General features: G+C 39.2%; 18 protein-coding genes and 1 pseudogene. 15 read left to right on the forward strand and 4 right to left on the reverse strand.

From position 1 onward, the window contains the following. From PI95_RS29280 to PI95_RS29290, 3 genes and pseudogenes are all read left to right on the forward strand, one after another. Nucleotides 1-331 (forward strand): annotated as a pseudogene (locus PI95_RS29280) (hypothetical protein); the annotation flags it as partial. A gap of 60 nt (nt 332-391) precedes the next feature. After that, a complete protein-coding gene (gene pgsA / locus PI95_RS29285; RefSeq protein WP_039741188.1) occupies nt 392-919 on the forward strand; it encodes a CDP-diacylglycerol--glycerol-3-phosphate 3-phosphatidyltransferase in 528 nt (175 codons plus the stop codon). A 37-nt stretch (nt 920-956) separates the two neighbouring features. Then, on the forward strand, nt 957-1,181 hold the full coding sequence (locus tag PI95_RS29290) for a type II toxin-antitoxin system HicB family antitoxin (RefSeq protein WP_039741187.1): 225 nt from the start codon (nt 957-959) through the stop codon (nt 1,179-1,181). 26 nt (nt 1,182-1,207) lie between these two features. On the opposite strand, the gene galE is transcribed toward PI95_RS29290, so the two are convergent. Both galE and PI95_RS29300 read right to left on the reverse strand, forming a co-directional pair. Further along, nucleotides 1,208-2,242 (reverse strand): UDP-glucose 4-epimerase GalE, encoded by a 1,035-nt coding sequence (galE, locus tag PI95_RS29295; RefSeq protein WP_039741185.1) that lies wholly within the window; start codon nt 2,240-2,242, stop codon nt 1,208-1,210. Then, on the reverse strand, nt 2,239-3,648 hold the full coding sequence (locus tag PI95_RS29300; RefSeq protein ID WP_039741181.1) for a sugar transferase: 1,410 nt from the start codon (nt 3,646-3,648) through the stop codon (nt 2,239-2,241). Before PI95_RS29300 ends, galE begins: the two co-directional genes overlap by 4 nt. Nucleotides 3,649-4,628: 980 nt before the next feature. Here PI95_RS29300 and PI95_RS29305 point away from each other — a divergent pair. The 11 genes from PI95_RS29305 to PI95_RS29355 all read left to right on the forward strand — a co-directional run bounded on the left by PI95_RS29305 (nt 4,629) and on the right by PI95_RS29355 (nt 18,711). After that, a complete protein-coding gene (locus PI95_RS29305; protein ID WP_039741178.1) occupies nt 4,629-6,815 on the forward strand; it encodes a GumC family protein in 2,187 nt (728 codons plus the stop codon). Nucleotides 6,816-6,889: 74 nt separating this feature from the next. Continuing rightward, nucleotides 6,890-8,389, forward strand: coding sequence for an oligosaccharide flippase family protein (locus PI95_RS29310; protein ID WP_039741176.1), 1,500 nt, complete (start codon nt 6,890-6,892; stop codon nt 8,387-8,389). Between the two features lie 29 nt (nt 8,390-8,418). Beyond that, nucleotides 8,419-9,651: an O-antigen ligase family protein gene (locus PI95_RS29315; RefSeq protein WP_039741174.1), complete on the forward strand. Its 1,233-nt coding sequence runs from the start codon at nt 8,419-8,421 to the stop codon at nt 9,649-9,651. Nucleotides 9,652-9,713: 62 nt separating this feature from the next. Further along, nucleotides 9,714-9,923: a hypothetical protein gene (locus PI95_RS29320; RefSeq protein ID WP_039741172.1), complete on the forward strand. Its 210-nt coding sequence runs from the start codon at nt 9,714-9,716 to the stop codon at nt 9,921-9,923. Nucleotides 9,924-9,952: 29 nt separating this feature from the next. After that, complete coding sequence (locus PI95_RS29325; RefSeq protein WP_039741170.1) at nt 9,953-11,038, forward strand: glycosyltransferase family 4 protein; 1,086 nt, start codon at nt 9,953-9,955, stop codon at nt 11,036-11,038. Between the two features lie 47 nt (nt 11,039-11,085). Next, nucleotides 11,086-12,231 (forward strand): glycosyltransferase family 4 protein, encoded by a 1,146-nt coding sequence (locus PI95_RS29330; RefSeq protein ID WP_039741167.1) that lies wholly within the window; start codon nt 11,086-11,088, stop codon nt 12,229-12,231. Between the two features lie 98 nt (nt 12,232-12,329). Beyond that, nucleotides 12,330-13,277, forward strand: a complete 948-nt coding sequence (locus tag PI95_RS29335) for a glucosamine inositolphosphorylceramide transferase family protein (RefSeq protein WP_039741165.1) — start codon at nt 12,330-12,332, stop codon at nt 13,275-13,277. Between the two features lie 115 nt (nt 13,278-13,392). Then, complete coding sequence (locus tag PI95_RS29340; RefSeq protein WP_052324834.1) at nt 13,393-14,193, forward strand: GNAT family N-acetyltransferase; 801 nt, start codon at nt 13,393-13,395, stop codon at nt 14,191-14,193. Nucleotides 14,194-14,443: 250 nt separating this feature from the next. Then, entirely contained in the window at nt 14,444-15,553 is a 1,110-nt protein-coding gene (locus PI95_RS29345) for a glycosyltransferase family 4 protein (protein WP_201280660.1), read from the forward strand. A gap of 4 nt (nt 15,554-15,557) precedes the next feature. After that, nucleotides 15,558-16,541 (forward strand): NAD-dependent epimerase, encoded by a 984-nt coding sequence (locus tag PI95_RS29350; RefSeq protein ID WP_039741160.1) that lies wholly within the window; start codon nt 15,558-15,560, stop codon nt 16,539-16,541. 283 nt (nt 16,542-16,824) lie between these two features. After that, nucleotides 16,825-18,711: a glycosyl hydrolase family 28-related protein gene (locus PI95_RS29355; protein WP_163519298.1), complete on the forward strand. Its 1,887-nt coding sequence runs from the start codon at nt 16,825-16,827 to the stop codon at nt 18,709-18,711. Nucleotides 18,712-19,208: 497 nt separating this feature from the next. On the opposite strand, the gene PI95_RS29360 is transcribed toward PI95_RS29355, so the two are convergent. Next, on the reverse strand, nt 19,209-19,796 hold the full coding sequence (locus PI95_RS29360) for a YdcF family protein (protein ID WP_039741155.1): 588 nt from the start codon (nt 19,794-19,796) through the stop codon (nt 19,209-19,211). An 88-nt stretch (nt 19,797-19,884) separates the two neighbouring features. Here PI95_RS29360 and PI95_RS29365 point away from each other — a divergent pair, with 88 nt between their 5' ends. Continuing rightward, nucleotides 19,885-20,049, forward strand: a complete 165-nt coding sequence (locus PI95_RS29365) for a hypothetical protein (RefSeq protein WP_163519299.1) — start codon at nt 19,885-19,887, stop codon at nt 20,047-20,049. Nucleotides 20,050-20,102: 53 nt separating this feature from the next. Here the strand turns inward: PI95_RS29365 and PI95_RS29370 are convergent. Then, nucleotides 20,103-21,021, reverse strand: a 919-nt coding sequence (locus PI95_RS29370; protein ID WP_236117248.1) for an RpnC/YadD family protein, incomplete at its 5' end; no start/stop codon positions are given.

Here is a 21,021-nt window from a genome sequence, read left to right on the forward strand (position 1 = left end):
CAATCTTTGTGGGATTGATATCATTGTTCGGGAAGAATCGTACACGTCACAAGCCAGTTTTATTGATGGTGACTTTATTCCTGATTATGGCACTAAGCCATTTGGGTGGAAGCCATCTGGAAAGCGGATATGTCGCGGACTATATCGGGCTAAATCTGGGCGATTATGTAATGCTGACATTAACGGCAGTTACAACATAATGAAAAAAGAATTCCCCAATGCTTTCAAGACAGGGGATAGTGAGGTCTTAGTTGACCCAATTCGGGTAAATCTAGCTGGTTTTAAAGTCACTCATCTTGACCCCATTCTAGATGCCTTTAAGGTTCTGTGAACGAAGTGGCAGTTTCTCAAAAGCCATGTCTGACTAGATTTGACTATACAGAACTTAACTATGACTCTACCAAATTGGATTACTTTTTCTCGCCTTCTGGGTATACCATTTTTACTTTATGGTTTATATAATCCTACACCTCAGCTTAGATGGGTGTGTTTGGGGGTTTTTCTCGTGGCTGCGCTGACTGATTGGTTAGATGGCTATTTGGCACGAAAACTCAACCAAATTAGCGAGTTAGGTAAATTTCTCGACCCGTTGGTAGATAAATTGCTGGTACTGGCGCCGTTATTGGTTTTGATTGAGTTAGGACGAGTTCCAGCTTGGGGAGTATTTTTAATTTTAGGACGAGAGTTAGCGATCGCAGGTTGGCGAGTTAATCAAGCTACGATTACCGGGGCGAATATTTGGGGTAAGCTGAAAACGGTAAGTCAAATAGTGGCGATCGCGCTTTTAATTGCACCTCTTCCTCAAGTGTGGCAGATGCCTTGCCTGGTTGCATTTTGGGTTTCTGTCGCTTTGACGTTAATTTCTGGGGCAATTTATCTTTTACCGCCCAAAAGCAACACCCTAAATGATACTTTATAATCAGCTATGCGTAGCTTCAGAATAAGGAACAAGAGGAATGAAACCGCAGTATACCATTCTTATTCAGTGGTCAACCGAAGATCAAAAGTACATTGTCAGCCTACCTGAGTTTGGTCCCTACGCACATACTCATGGAGACACCTATGGAGATGCTGTCAAGAATGGTGAGGAAGTTTTAGAGCTTTTAATTGAAGATTATCAAGCACAAGGAAAACCATTGCCAGAACCAATAACAGCAAATGTTGCTTTTGTGTTCGTCTAAAGAAATGGTTAATGGCTCAATTTTATTTAAGTTGTGAAAGTGATTTTACCATGTAGCATAGGTTTATTTAAAGAACTCTGTAGCAAACCTTCACGGTACATTTCCCAAGCGAGGGAAGTGTGAACTATTTTATCTAAGTCGTTGTATTTCGGTTGCCAACCTAGTACTTTAGAGATTTTATCTGCACAAGCTGTCACGCAAGCTGGATCGCCAGGACGACGGTTAGTTTCGATAACGGGAAAATCCACCCCAGAAATTGCTTTTACCCGTGAAATCACTTGTCGCACGCTGTAACCTTGTCCGTAACCGCAGTTTAGAATTTGGCTTTCACCGTTTTCTTCCAGGTAGCGCAAAGCATCTAAATGTGCTGTCGCTAAGTCTTCAACGTGGATATAGTCACGAATTCCGGTGCCATCTGGTGTGGGAAAATCAGTACCAAAAATTTGCATTGCTGACTTGCGCTTGAGTGCTGCATCAATTGCAGCTGCAATCAAATGAGTTGCATTCGCTGATATTTGCCCTAATCTTCCACCAGGTTCCGCACCTGCTACATTGAAATAGCGTAGTATTACGTAGCGCAGAGAAGATGCTGCTGCGTAGTCTTGAATCAGCCATTCGCTCATCAGCTTTGAGCGTCCGTAAGGATTAATTGGCTGTGTTGGAACTGACTCAGTAACCGGATTTTCTTTTACTTCTCCATAAACTGCTGCTGTACTGGAAAAAATAATTTGGTTGACATTCATGACACTACAGCAACGCAGCAAGTTCAAAGTGTTGCGGGTGTTGTTGGCGTAGTAGTCGAGGGGACGGACAACTGATTCTGGTACACTCAGACTGGCGGCAAAATGCACCACTGTAGTAAATTGATGTTTGGCAAAGACTTGATAAAGATGCTCGGTGTCTGCTAAATCGCCAATAATCAATTCACCGTGCAATACAGATGTCCGGGAACCTGTAGAACAATTATCGTAAACTACGACATCGTAGCCAGCTGACCCCAGTTGACGGACAACGTGGGAACCGATGTAACCAGCACCTCCAGTCACTAATACTTTTTTCATCTACCCTTACCTAACAAAACAACTCGAATGGTTTTGAAGGCGATCGCCATATCCAACCAAAGAGAATAATTCTTGATGTAGTAAAGGTCATAAGCTAGTTTTTCGTAGGCATCTTCAACCGATGCACCGTAAGGATACATCACCTGTGCCCAACCAGTAATTCCTGGCTTTACCAAATAACGCACTTCATAATAGGGAATCGCTTCTTTAAGTTTGACATCAAATTCCGGTCTTTCTGGACGCGGACCAATCAAGGTCATCTCACCGCACAGCACATTCCAAATCTGCGGTAGTTCGTCAATTCGCATTACTCGCAGCCAATATCCAACTTTGGTGATACGTGGATCGCGTTGACTTGCCCACTGCGCTCCTCGTTTTTCGGCATCTTGATACATCGAGCGGAATTTGTAAACCTTAAATGGCTTGCCGTATAATCCGCTTCGGAACTGACTGTAGAACACAGGACCCGGACTATCTAACTTGATTGCCAAAGCTGCAAGCAGCATCACTGGAGACACAAATATAAGTAATATACTCGTGAGAATCAAATCGGCAACCCGCTTCAGCTTCATGCTGAAGTAACCGGGCATCAAGTTAAAACCAGCACTAAATGCCAACCACTTATCTTGTAGCAAGGATGAGGGAATTTTGTACCATATACTTTCGTAAAAATCTGGCAATCGATAAACTGGAATACCTCGCAATCGCATTTCCATCAAAAGCTGGATCTGTGGTTCGGAAAAACGAATATCGCTTGCCACTACCACACCAGACCAAGAACCTTGGCTCCAGTTTGACAGGTCGTTGAAATTACCTACACAATTGAGATGGCTATCTTTTTGAGTAGTGTCTTGACCAACTTCAGCTAGCACAACCAATTTACCGAGGGGATTTAACGTCAGCAAATTTTGTACAAATTTGATCGCACTTGTACCTGCACCCAATATCAGCCAACGAGTCTGTTGCGCTTGCGATCGCATCCATTTTCCGGCATATAGCCGAGAAATTATTGCCCAGATGGTAAAGATTGCCAAGCTTGGTAATAGAATACCTCGCCCTGCCAAGGTATAATTTCCCCAAGCACCAAATAGGTAAATCAAGGCAGAGGTAAAGATACTAATACCGATGCTGCCAATCAAAATTCTTGCTGGTGTCCGTAAACCTGCAATTTGTCTGTCTGGATGGTAAGCGTCTACCAAATAAAGCTCGACCAAAACCAACAACACAAAACCCCAAACGAACGGATCGAACTTATTTAATGGTTCACCTAAACGCAACCAAAGCGCGATCGCTACACAAATGAACAACCCAAAAATGTCCCCCAGTAAGAGCAATACAGGTAAGCTGCGTATTACGCTAGGCAACCTAGTACTGGTCGGGGAACTGACATAACTCGTAAGACTCATGATTTTTCTTACTATTCAGTATCCTGATATTGATTTATTTGGTAGAAGCAACCTCATAATTCTCACTCCTAACAATACAAATAGGCTGCGTACTATGCTAGGCAACCTAGTACTGTTGGGGAAACTGACATAACAAAGTAAGACGAGTGCGATACTCAACCCGAGTTGTTTTGTGTCATGGCATACCAGTATGAAAAATGTTGGTCTGCCGTGTTTTTTACACACTTAGACTTTTTAAGTATTTTGTCTAATATTCACATCTCAGTATGACAGTAAATTCACTTGAAAAATAAAGAAACTTGATGATAGTTGCAGTAAACTTACCCAAACTGTATCCAGGCAATTCTACTGATGCAACAAATTTATGATAGGTGCTTTATGTGATTTTTGATTTAAAGATTAAATAAAGCAATAATTTTATCTTGCAGACACAAGCATACTGAAAATAATCTTCGATTTCATAATTTTTTTGATACTTAAATATTCAGTATTATTTTGGATTGTCAAATAACTGAGCAAAAGTCCAAAATCGAAATATAAAAAGCATAAATGACAGTAAAAGCCAGAATTTGCTTTTAAACAAGTTCGAGAATTTTTCGGTCTATAAATCTATTTGCCGAATTTGATTTCAGAAAACTAACCTAAGCCTAAGTAAAAATACGAACATAAATAGACGTAGAGGTTTGTTTTTCTTCACTAAAAACGTATCAAGTTTATTTAAAGTTTCAGTAAATATAACTAAAAACGTCTTGATTATCGAGCAATTTTTCTGTGAGAAGAACTATATATGAAGTATAAAAATAAATACGATCGCGAAAAAATTGCAAGTAGCTAATCATAAGCACTTCAAATTGAGCGTAGTTTTTATACTCATTGCTTAATTAATTGTTGTTTAGTTTTGTCTAAATAGTTACCCTGGCAACCTAACGATTGAAGGATAGCACTACTAAGTACTTCAGATAAAGAAAGCAACATATGCCATGCCCTCTAACCAAGAAGACCAAAACTCCTTAGATTTGCAACAATACTCGCTGATTTTCAAAAGGCGTTGGCTAGTCATAGCTGTGGTGACCTGCTCAGTCTTCGGATTGTCAGCTTTAACTGCCTTCAGGCAAAAACCAATTTATGAAGCACAAGGCAAGTTGCTTTTTAATAAAACCGATCGCGTTTCTTCGCTGACAAGTCCCTCAGCATCAGTTGGAGAGTTAAGGGGTGTAACTGAACTAAGCAGCCCTTTGGATACAGAAGCAGAGATAATTCGTTCTAACCCGCTAGTTGAGAAAACCATCACTAACCTCAAGCTGACAGATAAGCAAGGAACACCCCTAGAAATAGATGAGTTTCTCGAAAAACTCAAGGTTAAGAGCTTGAAAGGTACAGACATCTTGGCGATTTCTTACAACAGTAGCGATCCAAAAGAAGCCGCAGCTGTTGTGAATTCGCTGATGACGTATTATCTGGAGAACAATATTAGCGTCAATCAAACCCAAGCCACAGCTGCAAACAGATTTTTGAGCAAGCAATTGCCTGACGTTGAGGGAAGGGTAGCAAGAGCAGAGGCAGGTTTGCGTCGGTTTAAAGAAGAAAACAAAGTAGTTGCCTTAGATCAAGAAGCTACCACAGGTGTGGAAAGACTTACAGCTTTATCAGACCAGATTACCCAGGCTCAGTCAAATTTGGTAGATGCCGAGACTCGCTCACAACTTCTGCAACGTCAATTGAAATTGAATTCGCAGCAAGCTGTGGATATGGGCAATTTAAGCCAATCAAAAGCTGTGCAGGAGGTGTTAACAGAATATCAGAAAGCGGAAAACGAGTTAGCGGTGGCACAGACTCGCTATACAAATAAACATCCTCAGATCGCTAATTTAATGGCAAAAGGAGCTGCCCTGAAAAAGCAGTTAGAGGTGAGAATTGGCGAAAATGTTGGCAAGCAACCTGTGTCCCAGCAGAATTTGCAGATGGGAGAACTCAAACAAAACCTAACTGCTCAGTTGGTGCAGTCGGATGTAGAACGTTCAGCACTAGCCAACCGAGTCACGGTTTTGAAGAATGCATACGCACTTTCACAAAAACGCTTGAGTGTCTTACCTAAACTGCAACAAAAACAGCAACAGCTAGAGCGACAGTTGCAAGTAGCTAGAGCAACTTATGAAGAATTGTTGAAGCGATCGCAAGAAGTGGAGGTAGTAGTAAATCAAAATGTCGGCAATGCGCGGGTGGTATCTGCGGCTTTAGTTCCCAACAAAGCAAATTCCAAGATTATACTCTACCTAGCGCTCGGTGGATTTTTGGGAATTTTGCTGGGTGTAGGGATAGCTTTGATCTTGGAAGCTATGGATCGATCCCTGAAAACTCTTGAACAAGCCCAGCAGCTATTTGGTTATCCTTTACTAGGTACAATTCCTCACTTTGGTCAAAAAGCGAAGGGTGGTAAAGAGTCTTTAGTCGAACTGCCAGTCAGAGATAATCCTCATTCACTAGCAAGTTCAGCCTTTGAGATGCTTCAGACGAACTTGGATTTTAGCATCTCTGATAAACCACTGAAAATAATTGCGGTGGTTAGTTCAACTCCAGGTGAAGGTAGGTCATTTGTGGCAGCTAACCTAGCAGTAGCTAAGGCACACATGGGACGCAGGGTGTTGTTAGTAGATGCGGACATGCGTCACTCTTGTCAACAGGAAATCTGGAAATTATCTAACCCAATCGGATTAAGTAATGTTCTAGTCGGTCAAGCAGAGTTTGCCCGCACTACCCAAGAAGTACTGGTTAACTTGGATGTGCTAACCGTTGGGACAATTCCACCTAACCCAGCAGCACTACTGGACTCGCAGCGCATGGCTTGGTTGATCCAAGAGGCAGCTAAAGAGTATGACTGTGTAATTATTGATACTCCTGCTCTGAGTTTATTTGGTGATGCCTTGATGTTGAGCAAGGTGGCAGATGGGATATTGCTGGTTGTACGTCCGGGAGTGCTTGACTCAACTGTTGCCAAGACCGCGAAGACGATGCTAGAGCAATCGCGATCGCACGTTTTGGGAATGGTGGTGAATGCGGTCACGGCTGAAATTAGTGGTTACTACAGTCATAAGGGTTATTACGAGAAAAATAGCAGCGTTCGGAATAAGAAGGATAAAGTGAAGTTGCCTAATATAGGATTTTCCTAACCATTTAGTTTGAGTTTTAAGCAATTTATTCTGTATGTTCAGAAAAAGTAATTTATCTAACGAGAATATTTTTAGTGAAAAATAGTTTACTAAAGAATGGTTTCTACAATACAGTGGGGGGAGTAGTCCGAATTGGACTAGCTGTACTCACAATTCCCATACTAATTCGGATGCTGGGAATTGAAGAATATGGGTTGTGGACACTGGCTTATGCAGTGGTGCAAGTGGTTAATTTAGCCGAGGCAGGTCTTTCTGTCGCAACTACAGTATTTGTCTCACAGGACATAGTAAAAGAAGATGCCAATGATTTATCCAATTCTCTTTCAGAGACATTGACTGTAACCTTTGGGGGAATGCTGATATTTGCAACTATTGCCGCTATTTCTCTGTTATTTGGTGCTGAACTAATTGTTAGTTTCTTTCCTAAATTAGGACAAGTCCAACAACTAACAATTCAACATGCTTTACAGATTGGTGGGTTAGTAGTGTGGGCAAGATTGCTTCAAAGGGTTTTGATTGGTGTGGAACAAGCCTATCAACGTTATGACTTGGCAAATTTATTCAATACAATTGAATCGCTATTGCTTTCTTTTGGAATGTTAATAGTGACTTGGCTGGGAGGACGGACAATCGCCCTCATGCAGTGGCAAGCTGTAGCAGCTATAGCAATTTTATTGGGTCATATCTGGGTGTTCCGAACTTTAACCCATAACATGAAACTGCACGTAAACTGGAACCAAAAAAGAGGATTAGCAATAGCTCGATATAGTCTGATGACTTGGCTAACCTCGTTGGGGGGAATGATTTTTGCCAGAGGCGATCGCCTAATTGTAGGAGCTTTATTAGGTTCTAAGGTATTGGGAGTTTATGCAACAATTACCGATCTCACAACAGTGATTAGTCGATTATCAGATTTACCTGTGCAGCCTTTACTTCCTGCTCTCAGCAAGATAATAACAATACTAGATAAAGATAAAACTAAGCTGCAACAACAGATTAAGCAAGCAGTTGAAATTAATACACTAATTGCATTAGGGCTAGGAACTGTATTTTTTACACTGGCACCGTTTCTTATGCATGTAATGCTTGGAGATGTAGTAAAGAGTGAATATATTTTGGCATTCCGAATTATGATTATCATTGAGACACTTCATTCATTGTATGCAGTCGGATATTACGTTTTGTTCAGTGTGAATGCAGTTGTAGAGAATCTAGCAATTCACTTATTCAGTAGCCTACTTTCTATTGTGTTAATTTACCTTTTTTCAAATAGGTTTGGATTAATAGGAGCGATTCTAGGTAACGCAGGATTTTTGTGTGTTTTGTCAGCTATTGTTTGGGGAATGAAGTATCTCAATATAAATCCAAATACTTGGTTAAGATGGTATAGTTTACCATTTTTTTCTTTTATTGCTTTTGCTATCGGTGGATTTCTTGTTAAGGATAGTTTTGAGTTTATTTTCTGCTTATGCATTGTACAATTTATCATGTTGATTAAGTGGTTTATTAATTCTCAAGCATTTGATTATAAAAGATTAAATAAATTATTATTTAGTAAAAATAAAAAATACTAAAATTTGCTTTTTTGTTTCATATATAATCTATGAAGTTTCAAGTTAAACTGGCGCAATTATATATCATGCTAATACCATTTATTGCTGCTTTTTCGCTAACTCCCTGGCTGCCGCTACCTCTTTTATATATGATGCCTATATCTATTTATTTGATAGTAATAAGACGATTGAAGATATTTAAAGAAGATTTAGAAATTATATTAATGGTGATTATGGGAATTCTAGGTATGTTCTTTGCAATAGATAAATTAGGTGTCAAAAATCTGAATCATACCTGTGCAATATCTACTTCTATTTTTTTATTTTACATTGTTTTTAAAAGTTTAATTAATAAATTAAAATCTATTAATATATTGGCGAGTAGTTTTGCTTTGTCTCTTGCATTTGTTTCTATCTTTATAATTATTGAATTCATATTAAGTAATTATTTAGGCATTACCATTAGTGATTTTATTCCCTATAGTACTACTGATGAATTAGCAGATGCTACGCTTATGGGAAGTATTATCAGACCGCGTGGTCTAGCTGTGGAAGCAGGTCACATGGCAACTTTTTATGAATTGGCTTTACCACTTTCTTTCATCTACTTAAAAGATAAGCCGCTGCCTATACTACTTAGCTACTATTTGCTTGTACTATCGGGTTATACACTCTTATTCAGTGCAGCGTCATTTGTTGCACTTCCATTAGCAATATTATTGAGTGCGGTTGTCAGAATTCGTTCAAAAAATTCTATTGTTTTAGTGATTGGGATAGTTATGATTACGTTTATAGCCTTATCTTCTGATATCGCACGACCCTATATCGATGAAACTGTAGGTGTTAGATTAGAAATATTTTTAGATCCCTCTCAACAATCTAACACTGTTACAGTTAATGATAGAAGTGAGAAATATCAGAAGATATCCAATTTATTCCTGGTTGCACCATTCGGAATCGGTTGGGGTACAGGTGCTCAAATGGCGGCGGATCAAGAGGTATTTGCAGGTATTATGATGCCAGAAGGTGGAGGCTTTATCAGTTTGTATGGTGAGATATTAATTGCTTCTGGGGTGCTCGGCTTACTACTTTTTTTAAGATTTATTACCAAGAAGATTATTCAGTTATTTAGATTAAGTTCCTTAGAGTCTCAATTGGTTTTAATTGCTGTATTATCTCTTTCTATACATTACCTATTTATATCTAATTACTGGTTTCCTATGCTTTGGCTGTCTTTAGGATTAGCAGATCATGTTTATAAAAATGAAAAATTTATCGCGTAATTTACAATGTTATTTTTTTCTAATTCATTAGTGAAAATGCAATTAAAGTTTTATCTAAAACAATGAATAAGAAAATTCTAATACTATCTACTGGTTTAGGTTTAGGGGGAGCAGAACAGCAAGTAATAGAACTGGCTTTTAATCTTATTCAGAGAGGTTATCAAGTTAAGATTCTGTCAATGGTGCCTCTTGTAATTATGGGATTAGAAGCTCAGTCTCACGGATTTGATATTGCGACTCTTAATATGTCACCAATTTTCTCAAACTTATAACAGACTGAATGACACATCAGTAATAAACTATGAAAATTCTACACGTTATTAACTCCTTTGAAGGCGGCGGAGCAGAGAAACTCACTCTTCAGATACATCAAATGTGTCTGAAGCAAGGTATTGATAGTCATGCTCTCAGTTTAATGCAATCCTCGGCTGGTAGTCTACCAAATGCTTATTCTCTTGGCTTTGATAGTCCTTACCAATTATCAGTACCATTCAAACTATATTCATTCTTATCTCAACGGCAGTGGAAGGATTTAAATGTCATTCATGTTCATCTATTTCCTTCACAATTTTTTACTCCCATAATCAGCAGATATTTAAACTTAAAAGCTTCTTTGATAACTACTGAACATAGTACGGTTAACTGGAGACGAAATAAATTTTATGGTAAATTAATTGATAACTTCTTCTATAATTTTTATCAAAAAATTATTTGTATTAGCTCTGCTGCTAGTGAGGCTCTGCTTGATTCACAACCTCAATTAATGAAAAAAATAACGACTATACATAATGGTATTGATATTCAAGAATACTTGCCTCATTCTACATCTCAGCCCAAAGGTAATACCCCTATAATCATATCGATTGGGCGTTTAGTCGAGCTAAAAAACTACGCAACTGCTATCCGAGCCTTGAACAAAATTTCCGAGCAGGCTTTTGAGTATTGGATTTTGGGTTCTGGTATTTTAGAACAACAGTTGAGAGAACTGGTTAATTCTCTAAACCTCGAATCTAAGGTTAAATTTTTAGGTTTCCGCACCGATGTTCCTGATTTACTTCACCAAGCCGATATTTTTCTTCTAACTTCATTATGGGAAGGATTTGGTCTAGCTGTGGTTGAGGCAATGGCAGCAGAACTGCCCGTAATTGTCAGCAATGTCCCTGGAGTTAGAGAGGTGGTCACAGAAGAATCAACTGAAACATCTGAAGTTGGATTTCTTGTTGACCCTCTGTCTGAAGATGATATTGCTAAAAAATTGAGCAAGTTACTTGCAGACCAAAATTTACGTTTAACGATGGGCAAAAATGCTCAACTTCGAGCATCTAGATTTGATATCAAGCAAACAGTAACAGAATATATAGATTTGTACAAAAAAAATGTCAGTTAATAACCTTTCCACTTTTACACCAATTAAATAAGCTGGAATTGCTGTGTATGAAATATTCAAAAAAACATGTTGTACTCTACATCATCACAAAGTCTGAACTTGGTGGCGCTCAGAAAAATGTTTACGATTTGATCGCAAATTTTCATAAAGATTATGAATTTAATTTGGCAACAAGCAGATTCGGTTTTCTAACAGAAGTTGTTAGCAGTTTAGACGTTTCTGTATATTTAATTTCAAATTTGAATCGTGATATTAAATTATCAAGTGATTTTCTAGCTATCAAAGAATGTATTTCATTAATCAAAAAAATTAAACCAGATATCATCCATGCAGCCAGTAGTAAAGCTGGTGTGGTAGCACGTATCGCTGGATGGGTTTGCAAAATACCTGTTGTATTCACCGCTCACGGTTGGGGATTTACTCCTGGAAGCCCAAAACTTCGTGGATTCATTGCATTGATATCTGAAAAATTATTGACACCATTAACAGCAAAACTGATCTGCGTTTGTGAGAGCGATCGCCAACTAGCTCTAAGTCTTGGAGTTGGTAATCAAAATTCACTCTGCACTATTCGCAATGGTATTGCTAACAATCCTGTGCCTATTGCTAATTCTTCACAACAGCCACCTAAACTGATTATGGTGGCACGTTTTAACGAACAAAAAGACCAAACTACATTACTTCAAGCGATCGCTGAATTGTCTAACCACGACTACCACCTTGATTTGGTTGGTAGTGGTTCATCTCTGGAATTTTGCAAAGATTTAGCACATTCCCTTGGAATTGCAGAAAAAGTTTCTTTTTTAGGTGACAGAACAGATGTACCCAATTTATTAGCCCAATCTCAAATCTTTATTCTCAGTACCCATTATGAAGGTTTGCCTATCAGTATTCTAGAAGCTATGCGTGCTGGTCTACCTGTTGTGGCAACTAGCGTCAATGGTATTCCTGAAGAAGTTGAGCATGGTAAAACAGGCTTACTAGTACCGCGTAAAGATGTACAAGCACTGGCTAACGCATTGCAAACTCTCATTCAGTCTCCTGACCTTCGTCAGCAAATGGGTGAAGCAGGTAGACAAAAATTTGAGCAAGAATTTACAGTTGAGCGAATGATAAATGAGACTAAAGCAGTATACGAGGAAATACTTAAAAAAAAACCAAATAAATTATTACGATGTTTTTCATGGAGGTGAAAACTTAATTTTTCATGGTAATCACTTTCTCTATTTGTAAGATGACAATAAGTTTAAAATCGTCAAAAATCTCCAGTTATTCACAGCGTAATTTACAGATGAAATTCTTGAAAAAGAGCATCAAAGAACTGCACTATACATTAGTGAATAGTCTGCCTATTCCCATAGTAAATAAACTGCCATTAGGGGCATTAAATAAAAAGGGAAGGTGGTCAATTGGCATTTATTCTGGCAAATCTCCTTTTGATTTAGCCAGTTCTACAAGCGCGAAAAATCCCGTACTGACTCGTAGAGATGTATCAGATGTCAGAGCCGCATGTGTTGCAGACCCCTTTATGATTAAAGTTGGGCTAACCTGGTTCATGTTTTTTGAGGTTTTGAATCAAAGTACACGTCGAGGAGAAATTGCATTTGCAACTAGTGAAGATGGAGCTAGTTGGAAGTATCAACAGATTGTAATTGCCGAACCATTTCACTTATCTTATCCCTACGTTTTTGAATGGAAAAATGAATATTACTTGATTCCAGAAAGTCACCAAGCAAACTCAATCCGACTTTATAAGGCATCAAATTTTCCCACAGAATGGAGTTTCGTTGGCAATCTCCTTAATGATGGATTCTTTGTAGATTCCTCTATTTTCCGTTACGCTGACAAATGGTGGATATTTGCTGAAACTAATTCTCATCACAAACATGACACCCTGCGTCTTTACTATGCAGAGGATTTGCTCGGTTCTTGGTTGGAACACCCAAAGAGTCCAATTGTCAGGAACAATGCACACATAGCTAGACCAGCTGGTAGAGTTTTGATGATGAATGATAAAATTTTTCGGTTTACTCAAGACTGTCAGCCTGCTTATGGTACTCAGGTAAGAGCATTTGAGATTACCGAGTTAACAACTACAACTTATCAAGAACGAGAAATTGAACAAAATTTAGTGTTGAAACCGAGTGGTTCTGGTTGGAATAGTGGTGGTATGCACCACATCGACCCTCATTTCATCCATGACGAAAAATGGATTGCTTGTGTAGATGGTCGAGGTTAAATCCTGGTAAGAATTTGCTTTTTAACAGGTTCATCTTCAGTCAATCCGAGTTCAAAACTGTTACTGCTGAGTACGGTTTCAATGAGTTTAATCAATGATATAGGAGAAACAAAATATGCTTATTGTCACAAAGAAACTGATTTTTTCAGTAGGGGAAGTCTGGTTTGATGAAGAACCAGGGGAAATACATGATGTAGATGCACTCCATTACATGCAATGGACGCACCCAATTGAGAGTGTTCAGTCTGATGAATTTCACACAAGACTGATAGACCTAACTAAAAGTCATGATGAACTCTATGAAAGTATAGGTAAGAATGACAGATATAAGATTAGGCGAGCAGAGCAAAAAGATGATGTTGTTTATGAATATTGGGAACAACCTGACTCTGATATTATCAAGATTTTTTCTGATTTCTATGATTTATTTGCTTTACAAAAAGATTTGTCCAAGATGAACAGAAGTAGGTTAAAAAGACGCGCCGAAGCTGGAGTTCTCGATATTTCATGTGTCAAGTTAAAAGATGGTAGTCCTCTGGTTTGGCATGTTTACTATCGTAGTAAAAATAGAGTGTGTCTTTCGTACTCTGCGTCTCTTAAAAAAAATGACGATACTTCTTATCAGTCAATCTTAGGAAGAGCAAATCGTTACCATCACTGGCAGGATATGGTGAGATTCAAAAATTCCGGAATTGGGATTTATGATTGGGGAGGTTGGTATGTTGGTAATACAGATCGGGAAAAACTAGGCATTAACGAGTTTAAAGAGAAATTTGGTGGAGAAATCGTCAAAAGTTTTAACTGCTATCGTGGCATCACCATAAAGGGCAAGCTTTATTTAAAATTGCTGAAGATATTTAAGGAACTGCCATTTTTCTTTAAAGCTACCCTCCAACGCAGATTACCTGGGCTGTAGTGACTTGTTCAAGAAATATTTTCTCACCTGGAATGGTACGGATACTCATCCTGAACCTTTGCCTGCTGGTCTGCAAAAGAACGAATGAATTGGTATTGCTGAACCATTTATCGGATCGGAACTTGAAACAATCAGCCTATTAGAAGTAAATGAGCAAAACATTTATGGGAAATTGCAATTGGCAATACCATCTTTGGACTCTCCTTATGTTTAAACGATGAAAGTTCTACACTTGATTACTAGTATCACTATGGGGGGGGCGCAAGACAATACGCTCCTAACTCTAGAGAAACATAATTCCTCATATGAAGTTCACCTCGCCTCTAATCCCAATGGTTTCTGGCAAGAACGGGCACAAAAAGCAGCAGATGTTTTTCACCCCCTTCCCAATCTTGTTAATCCGCTCAGTCCCTTACAAGATATTGCGACGCTAATCGAAATTGTAAGGTTACTTCAACAAGAAAAATTCGACCTCCTCCATACCCACAGTTCCAAAGCAGGAATCTTGGGGCGTTGGGCTGGCAAAATAGTAGGAATCCCTGTTGTACATACTATTCATGGCTTTCCATTTCATGACTTTATGCCTAAATGGAAACGCCAATTCTATATCAATATAGAACGCAGCGCTCGTTCTTTTACAGATTTCTTTATCACTGTTAGCGAACTTAACCGTCAAGAAGCAGCAAAGCTTAACATTCTCAACTTAGACAATTCACAAACAGTATACAGTGGCATCGACTTTGCCAAATTAGATCGTCCCTCTAATCTCCAACATACTCGACATACCCTGAAAATTCCTGAAGCTTGGCAAACAATTTCCATAGTAGGTCGCTTAGACGAACAAAAAGCTCCTAACTTTCTTATAGATGCCTTTGCCAAAGTTCTAGAAAATCATCCTAACACCCTGTTACTGTTAGTTGGCGATGGCAAACTCCTTAATAGTCTAAAAAGTCAAGTCCAACAACTTGGTATAGCAGATAAAGTAAGATTCTTAGGTTCACGAGAAGATGTACCGGAAATTCTGAAAGTTTCCGATGTTTTTGCCCTATCCTCTCTATGGGAAGGCTTAGGACGCGCCATGACTGAAGCTATGCTAATCGGAAAGCCTGTTGTTGTTCCTAATATCTATGGCATTCCCGAAATTGTACATCACAATGAAACAGGCTTGCTTTTTCCTGCAAAGAATATAGAACAGCTAGCTCAACATTTAAACTACTTATTGCAACATCCAGAAGAAAGAGAAAGACTGGGGAACAATGCCCGTCAACTTACACGGCAACTATTTGATGCTAACTTAATGGTGCAACAAATCGAAGCAATCTACGATCGCGTACTAGCAGACATTAAGAAAAAAAGATAAGACGATGAGTTCTATTCTAGTTACAGGTGTAGCAGGTTTCATTGGTTTTTACCTCTGTCAAAAACTGCTATCTAAAGGCGATACCGTTCTAGGCTTAGATAATTTAAACGACTATTACGATGTTAAACTCAAATGCGATCGCCTTCAGCAACTACGGGAAAATGAGAACTTTAGCTTTTATAAATTAAACTTAGCAGATCGAGAAAGTATAGCTAAATTATTTACAGATCATCAGTTTGATATTGTAGTCAACCTAGCTGCTCAAGCAGGCGTGCGCTACTCCATCAAAAATCCCCATGCCTACACAGACAGCAATCTAGGCGGTTTCATTAATATTCTCGAAGGTTGCCGTCATTCCCAAGTCAAACATCTAGTATTTGCTTCTTCAAGTTCGGTATACGGAGCCAATACGAAGATCCCCTTTTCCGTAAACGACAATGTCGATCGCCCCATCAGCCTCTATGCCGCCACAAAAAAAGCTAATGAACTGATGGCATACACCTATAGTCATCTGTATTGCCTTCCAGCTACAGGACTACGCTTTTTTACAGTATATGGACCTTGGGGTCGTCCTGATATGGCTTACTATTCCTTTACAAAATCAATCTTGGCAGGTGAACCAATTAACGTATTCAATTATGGCAAGATGCAACGAGACTTTACTTATATCGACGATATTATTGAAGGTGTGGTGAGGGTTATTGATAAAATCCCTACACCAGATTTAGATGCGAGCATTCCTCCTTACAAAATCTATAACATCGGCAACAATCAACCCGTAGAATTACTACACTTTATTGAAGTGCTAGAAAGTCATTTGGGTAAAAAAGCACAGAAAAATTTTTTGCCAATGCAACCGGGTGATGTTGAAATCACATATGCCGATGTTGACGATCTCGTTCAATATGTCGGGTTCAGACCAAATACACCAATTGAGGTAGGATTAGAAAAATTTACATCATGGTTCAAGTCCTACTATGGCATTTAGTGCTTGGTAGGCAAAATCATAGTTTTTCAAGACGCGGCTTCAAACTTGCTCCCGTCCTCCCAGTCACAACCCACACAACAGATCGCCCAAATCCCTTACCATCCGCACCAAAGACTCCGACTTCTCACCCCTTAGAGACACTGCAACAGATATTACCGCATATCCCGTGATTGGCTGACTTGAAAATATGGTAAAGGGGGAAAAACCTATTTTCATGTTTACTTGTATGCGAAGCTCATGATGGCTACTTACTTGTTATATCCCAATCTGAGAGAGAAGAAAAATGACAAAAATGACACGTCGTAAGTTTGCTGCTATTACCATGCTTACTAGCGGATTTGCGGTTGCAATCCAACCTGTTTCTAGCAAACTTATGACATTAAAAGAGTTTGTCTCGGTTAAAGATTTTGGTGCGGTTGGTGATGGCATTACGGATGATTCTAGCGCGATTCAATCTGCGGTTACAGCATCAAACAAGGTTTATATTCCTGCGGGCACTTACAAAATAACCAAAGGGATTACGATTCCATCTAATCGAGAGATATTTGGGGATGGGGCTGGGACAATTATTCAGCTAGCGGCAAATTCAATCACTGCTTTTAGTACAGGAAATTCTAGCGACAGTTCAAATATCTTTATTCATAATTTACTGATTGATGGAGGAGGGCAGACCTCTACTATTTCTACAGGATTTCGTGGTTGCGTAGGTATTTACGCTACGCGCATTTCTAACCTCAAAATCAATAATGTAGTAATTCAAAAAATGGGAGTCTCGAACCAAGTAAAACCTACAATAGACAGTGATTCAGGGGGTTTCGGAATTATTGTTGAGGCTCGTTATGGCAGCATTCAAAATATTCGCATCTCTAATTGCACCATAAATAATATTGCAGGTGGTGGGATGAATTCGGGTGATGGAATATACATTGCAGGATATGCGAAAGGGGTGGGTCTATCTCATACAGATGTAGTGATTCGTGATTGTTGGGTATCGACTTGCGGCAGGCATTGCTACACGGTTGCTGGTGGCAGTGGTGAGACAATTCCATCTGGTATTAAAATCATCAATTGCTATGCTGAAAAAGCGGCTCTCGATGGATTAGATATTGAGGATGGATACGAGGTTTTGATTGATGGTTGCACTTTTTATGCCTGTGGAAACGATCAAACTTATTTTAATCCTGTATCCGCATACGGAGCTTCTTATAGATTACTTGCTGGGATCGCTATAAGTAATAATTCGGTAAATATTAGCATTATCAATTCGCGATTTGATCGCTGCTATTATGGGATTACATACGGAGCAACTCAAGGATTATTAGTTCAAAACTGTAATTTTGCCACTAGCATTGTCTCAGATTTGACGATGGGAGGAGCGGCGGGAGCATTAGACTTTAGAATAATTGGCTGTGAATTTAAAAGTATTACCGATCTGCTCGAATACTATCAAACAAAATCAGCATGTGGATTTATAGCTACTGCCTGTATATTCTACGGTACAGTTAAAGTATCTGCAATGGCAGATGGTATCTTTCAAAATTGCAATTTCAGGAAAGGATTTGCAGTTACAGGGGGATCGGGGCTTTTCGCTAGGAATAAATTCGTGGGCTGTACCTTTACCGACTGGAACGGTGTAGGGTTACAATGCGACAGTGATAATTATCAAAGCCCTGACTGCATCGTTGATAGCTGCTCGTTTTATGGTATTGGCAATCTGATTTATGGTATTTCTTTAGGTTATTTCAGTGTTGCTCGATGGATGATAAGGAATTGCTTATTTTCGGGGCTAGCAACGGCTGGTATTTATCAAGCCAATGGTGCAGGAGCAAAATCGTTTTCTGCTTACAACAACAGTTTTGTGAGTTGTGCGGCTGGCATATTGGTAAAACAATCAATTAATGATTGTGTGATAAGCGGGAACGTTTTCAACAAGGTAACTGGATATTGTATAAGTATTTCAGACATTACCTCTGCCGCTCCGATGCGCCGAACATCAGTTATCAATAATTTGATAGCAGAAGGCTGTAATAATGGGATTCATATCGCTACCTCAACTGGTTCTTTTGATTATTGTGTAATCACTGGAAATAATACAAACGGTGCATCTGGGACTAAATGGTCATTGACCACAGCGCAAAATAAAAACGGTGTAACCGCGAACAATAACTAGGTCGGACTAAATAAAGCAAAGATAAATTTTCGTACTTTTGACTTCAAATCGATATTGGTGCAAATTTCACAATTTTATGCTGTAACTTCTGCCACAGAACAAGAAGTAATAAAGCCAGATGTAGTTGATTGAATTAGAAATTAATATCTCTCCATACTTTAGACTCAGCAAAGCGACTCAAATGCTTAACATTTGTGGTAGCAATAACAATATAACGACTAAACACTTGTCCGAAGCGATTGCCGCGCAACGCTTATCATCTGGCTTTGCGAAGCGCGTAGTCCTCAAAGGAGCGTCTCGTTCGCGAATTTCGTCTCCGACAGGAGAAGAGAAGTAATCTCAAAATCTTGCGATTGCTTGTCTGCGACACTAAGAAAGAACGTTCCTCGCTTCGGATATATCGCAAGTAATTTGTCGAACATGATATGATTGCTGCTCTTTTTCCCATTTAGATTTATCAGCAGTAACTACATGACGATTTAATTGGAACAGTTGTTTTAAAGCATCAAATGCGGGTTCAAACTTGCTCCCGTCCTCCCAGTAAAAATCCATACCACAGAACGCCCACAATCTCGCAGCACTCGCACCAGGGTTTCTGACTTATCTCCTCGCGAAGGAACCCCCACAGGTGTAACCGCAATCCCGTGACTGCCTAAAACTATGGATGCGATCGCTCTTGCCCTCTTCATATGATAATCCGACGTAATCAGATAAATATGCTGTAACTTCTGCGTGACAAAATCTTCTACCAAAGTCGTAAAATTAGTTACAGTATCCGTTGCTCTACCATCCAAATGCAACCGCTGATTGGGAACACCAAGAGAAAGGAAAATGCGACGATTAACATCAAGATTCCAATCGTAATCAGAAACCCAAATATCTAAATTAGAGTGAGACTGCCAAAACTGCGCTGCAAACTCCATTCTTTCGGAAGCACTCCCCAAAACTAAAATAGCCTGGGGTATTGGGGCTTGATAGAAGGCGATCGCTATCCTACCAGGAATAATACCAGTTAATATAAATGCGATCACTAAAACTAGCCTTACCAATCTCAGGCGATCGCGTTTAGAGACTTTGCGTTTCATACTATGAAAGTAGAAGCTAGCCATTTACTAAGTCGATACACCAGCATCTACACCACAATCAGCATTAAACATCTGTTGCAAATGAACTATGCATTACCCGAAATACGAGTGTAGAGACGCAAGGGTATCGCGTCTTTATATCTTTTCCAAAGATACAAGATTAGTAATTTTAGGCGATCGCTTATCAAAGCTTTTAGTTGGGAGATGCGATTCTCTACGAGATCGCAAAGCCGAACGTTATATTGGTGATTGAGTGGTTGTGCGTTCACAAAGTGACTTTCTCCCTTGAGTGTCGCTGCTTTTAAACTACTCGCTTGCTAGTTGGTAAATTTGCCGCAATTCGTCCACCGAATCGGCAGTTTCTATCGCTTCTAAAATAGCTGACAACAAGTTAACATCCCCAATAGATTCAATTTCAGGTAATAAATTTTGACCTGACTCCCCAAATTTGAGCTTTAATCCCAAGGAAATACCTTTTATTAACCCTTGTTGAATCCCTTGTTGAATTCCTTGTTGAATCCCTTGTTGAATTCCAATCCGCTCAACACTCGTAATATAACGCATACTTCTAGCCTCCTCAAATTCACGAAATTCTTGCCAAAACTCATTCTCTAATGCAGATGGTAAAGTCAACATCCAATCAATAAACTGGAATAAATTAATGATACTTTCTCGTTCAAACCCTTGTTCGTACAACCTTCTAACCAAAGTCAGTTTTTGCTGCTTGCGTTGTAATCGATTATTGCGGGTTTCTAATGCAGCCAAATGCGTCATCACCACTGTAGCAAAAGGATTGTGACTAGATTCTAACTGTGACAACCTTTGCTTATAGTCTAACAACTTCACAAGTGGAAACTGAAAATCAACCTTACAACCAAATAAATCATAACCAAACTTATTTGGTCGCCAGTCAACACCCTCATCTCCCAACACAGCAATTGATGCAACCGAGCGATTGTATCTATCAAAAATGCGATAGTTGTAATTATACATCCGCCGAGAAAAATCAGATTCTTCCTGGGCTTGCACCTCTACATGCACAAGTATCCAAGATTCTTCGCCGACCGTACGATAAATTTTGACCAACTTATCAACCAGTCGCTTTCCCAGTTCCGCATCTCTAATAACTTGATTAAAGTCAACGACTCCCTCACGAGAGCCGTTGCTCTCCAAAACCGTGCTTAACAGTTTCCCGTTACACGGCTCCTCAGTGAAGAGGTGCTTA

This window comes from Hassallia byssoidea VB512170, assembly GCF_000817785.2.
In the GTDB taxonomy this organism is placed as follows: Bacteria; Cyanobacteriota; Cyanobacteriia; order Cyanobacteriales; family Nostocaceae; genus Hassallia; species Hassallia carrinoi.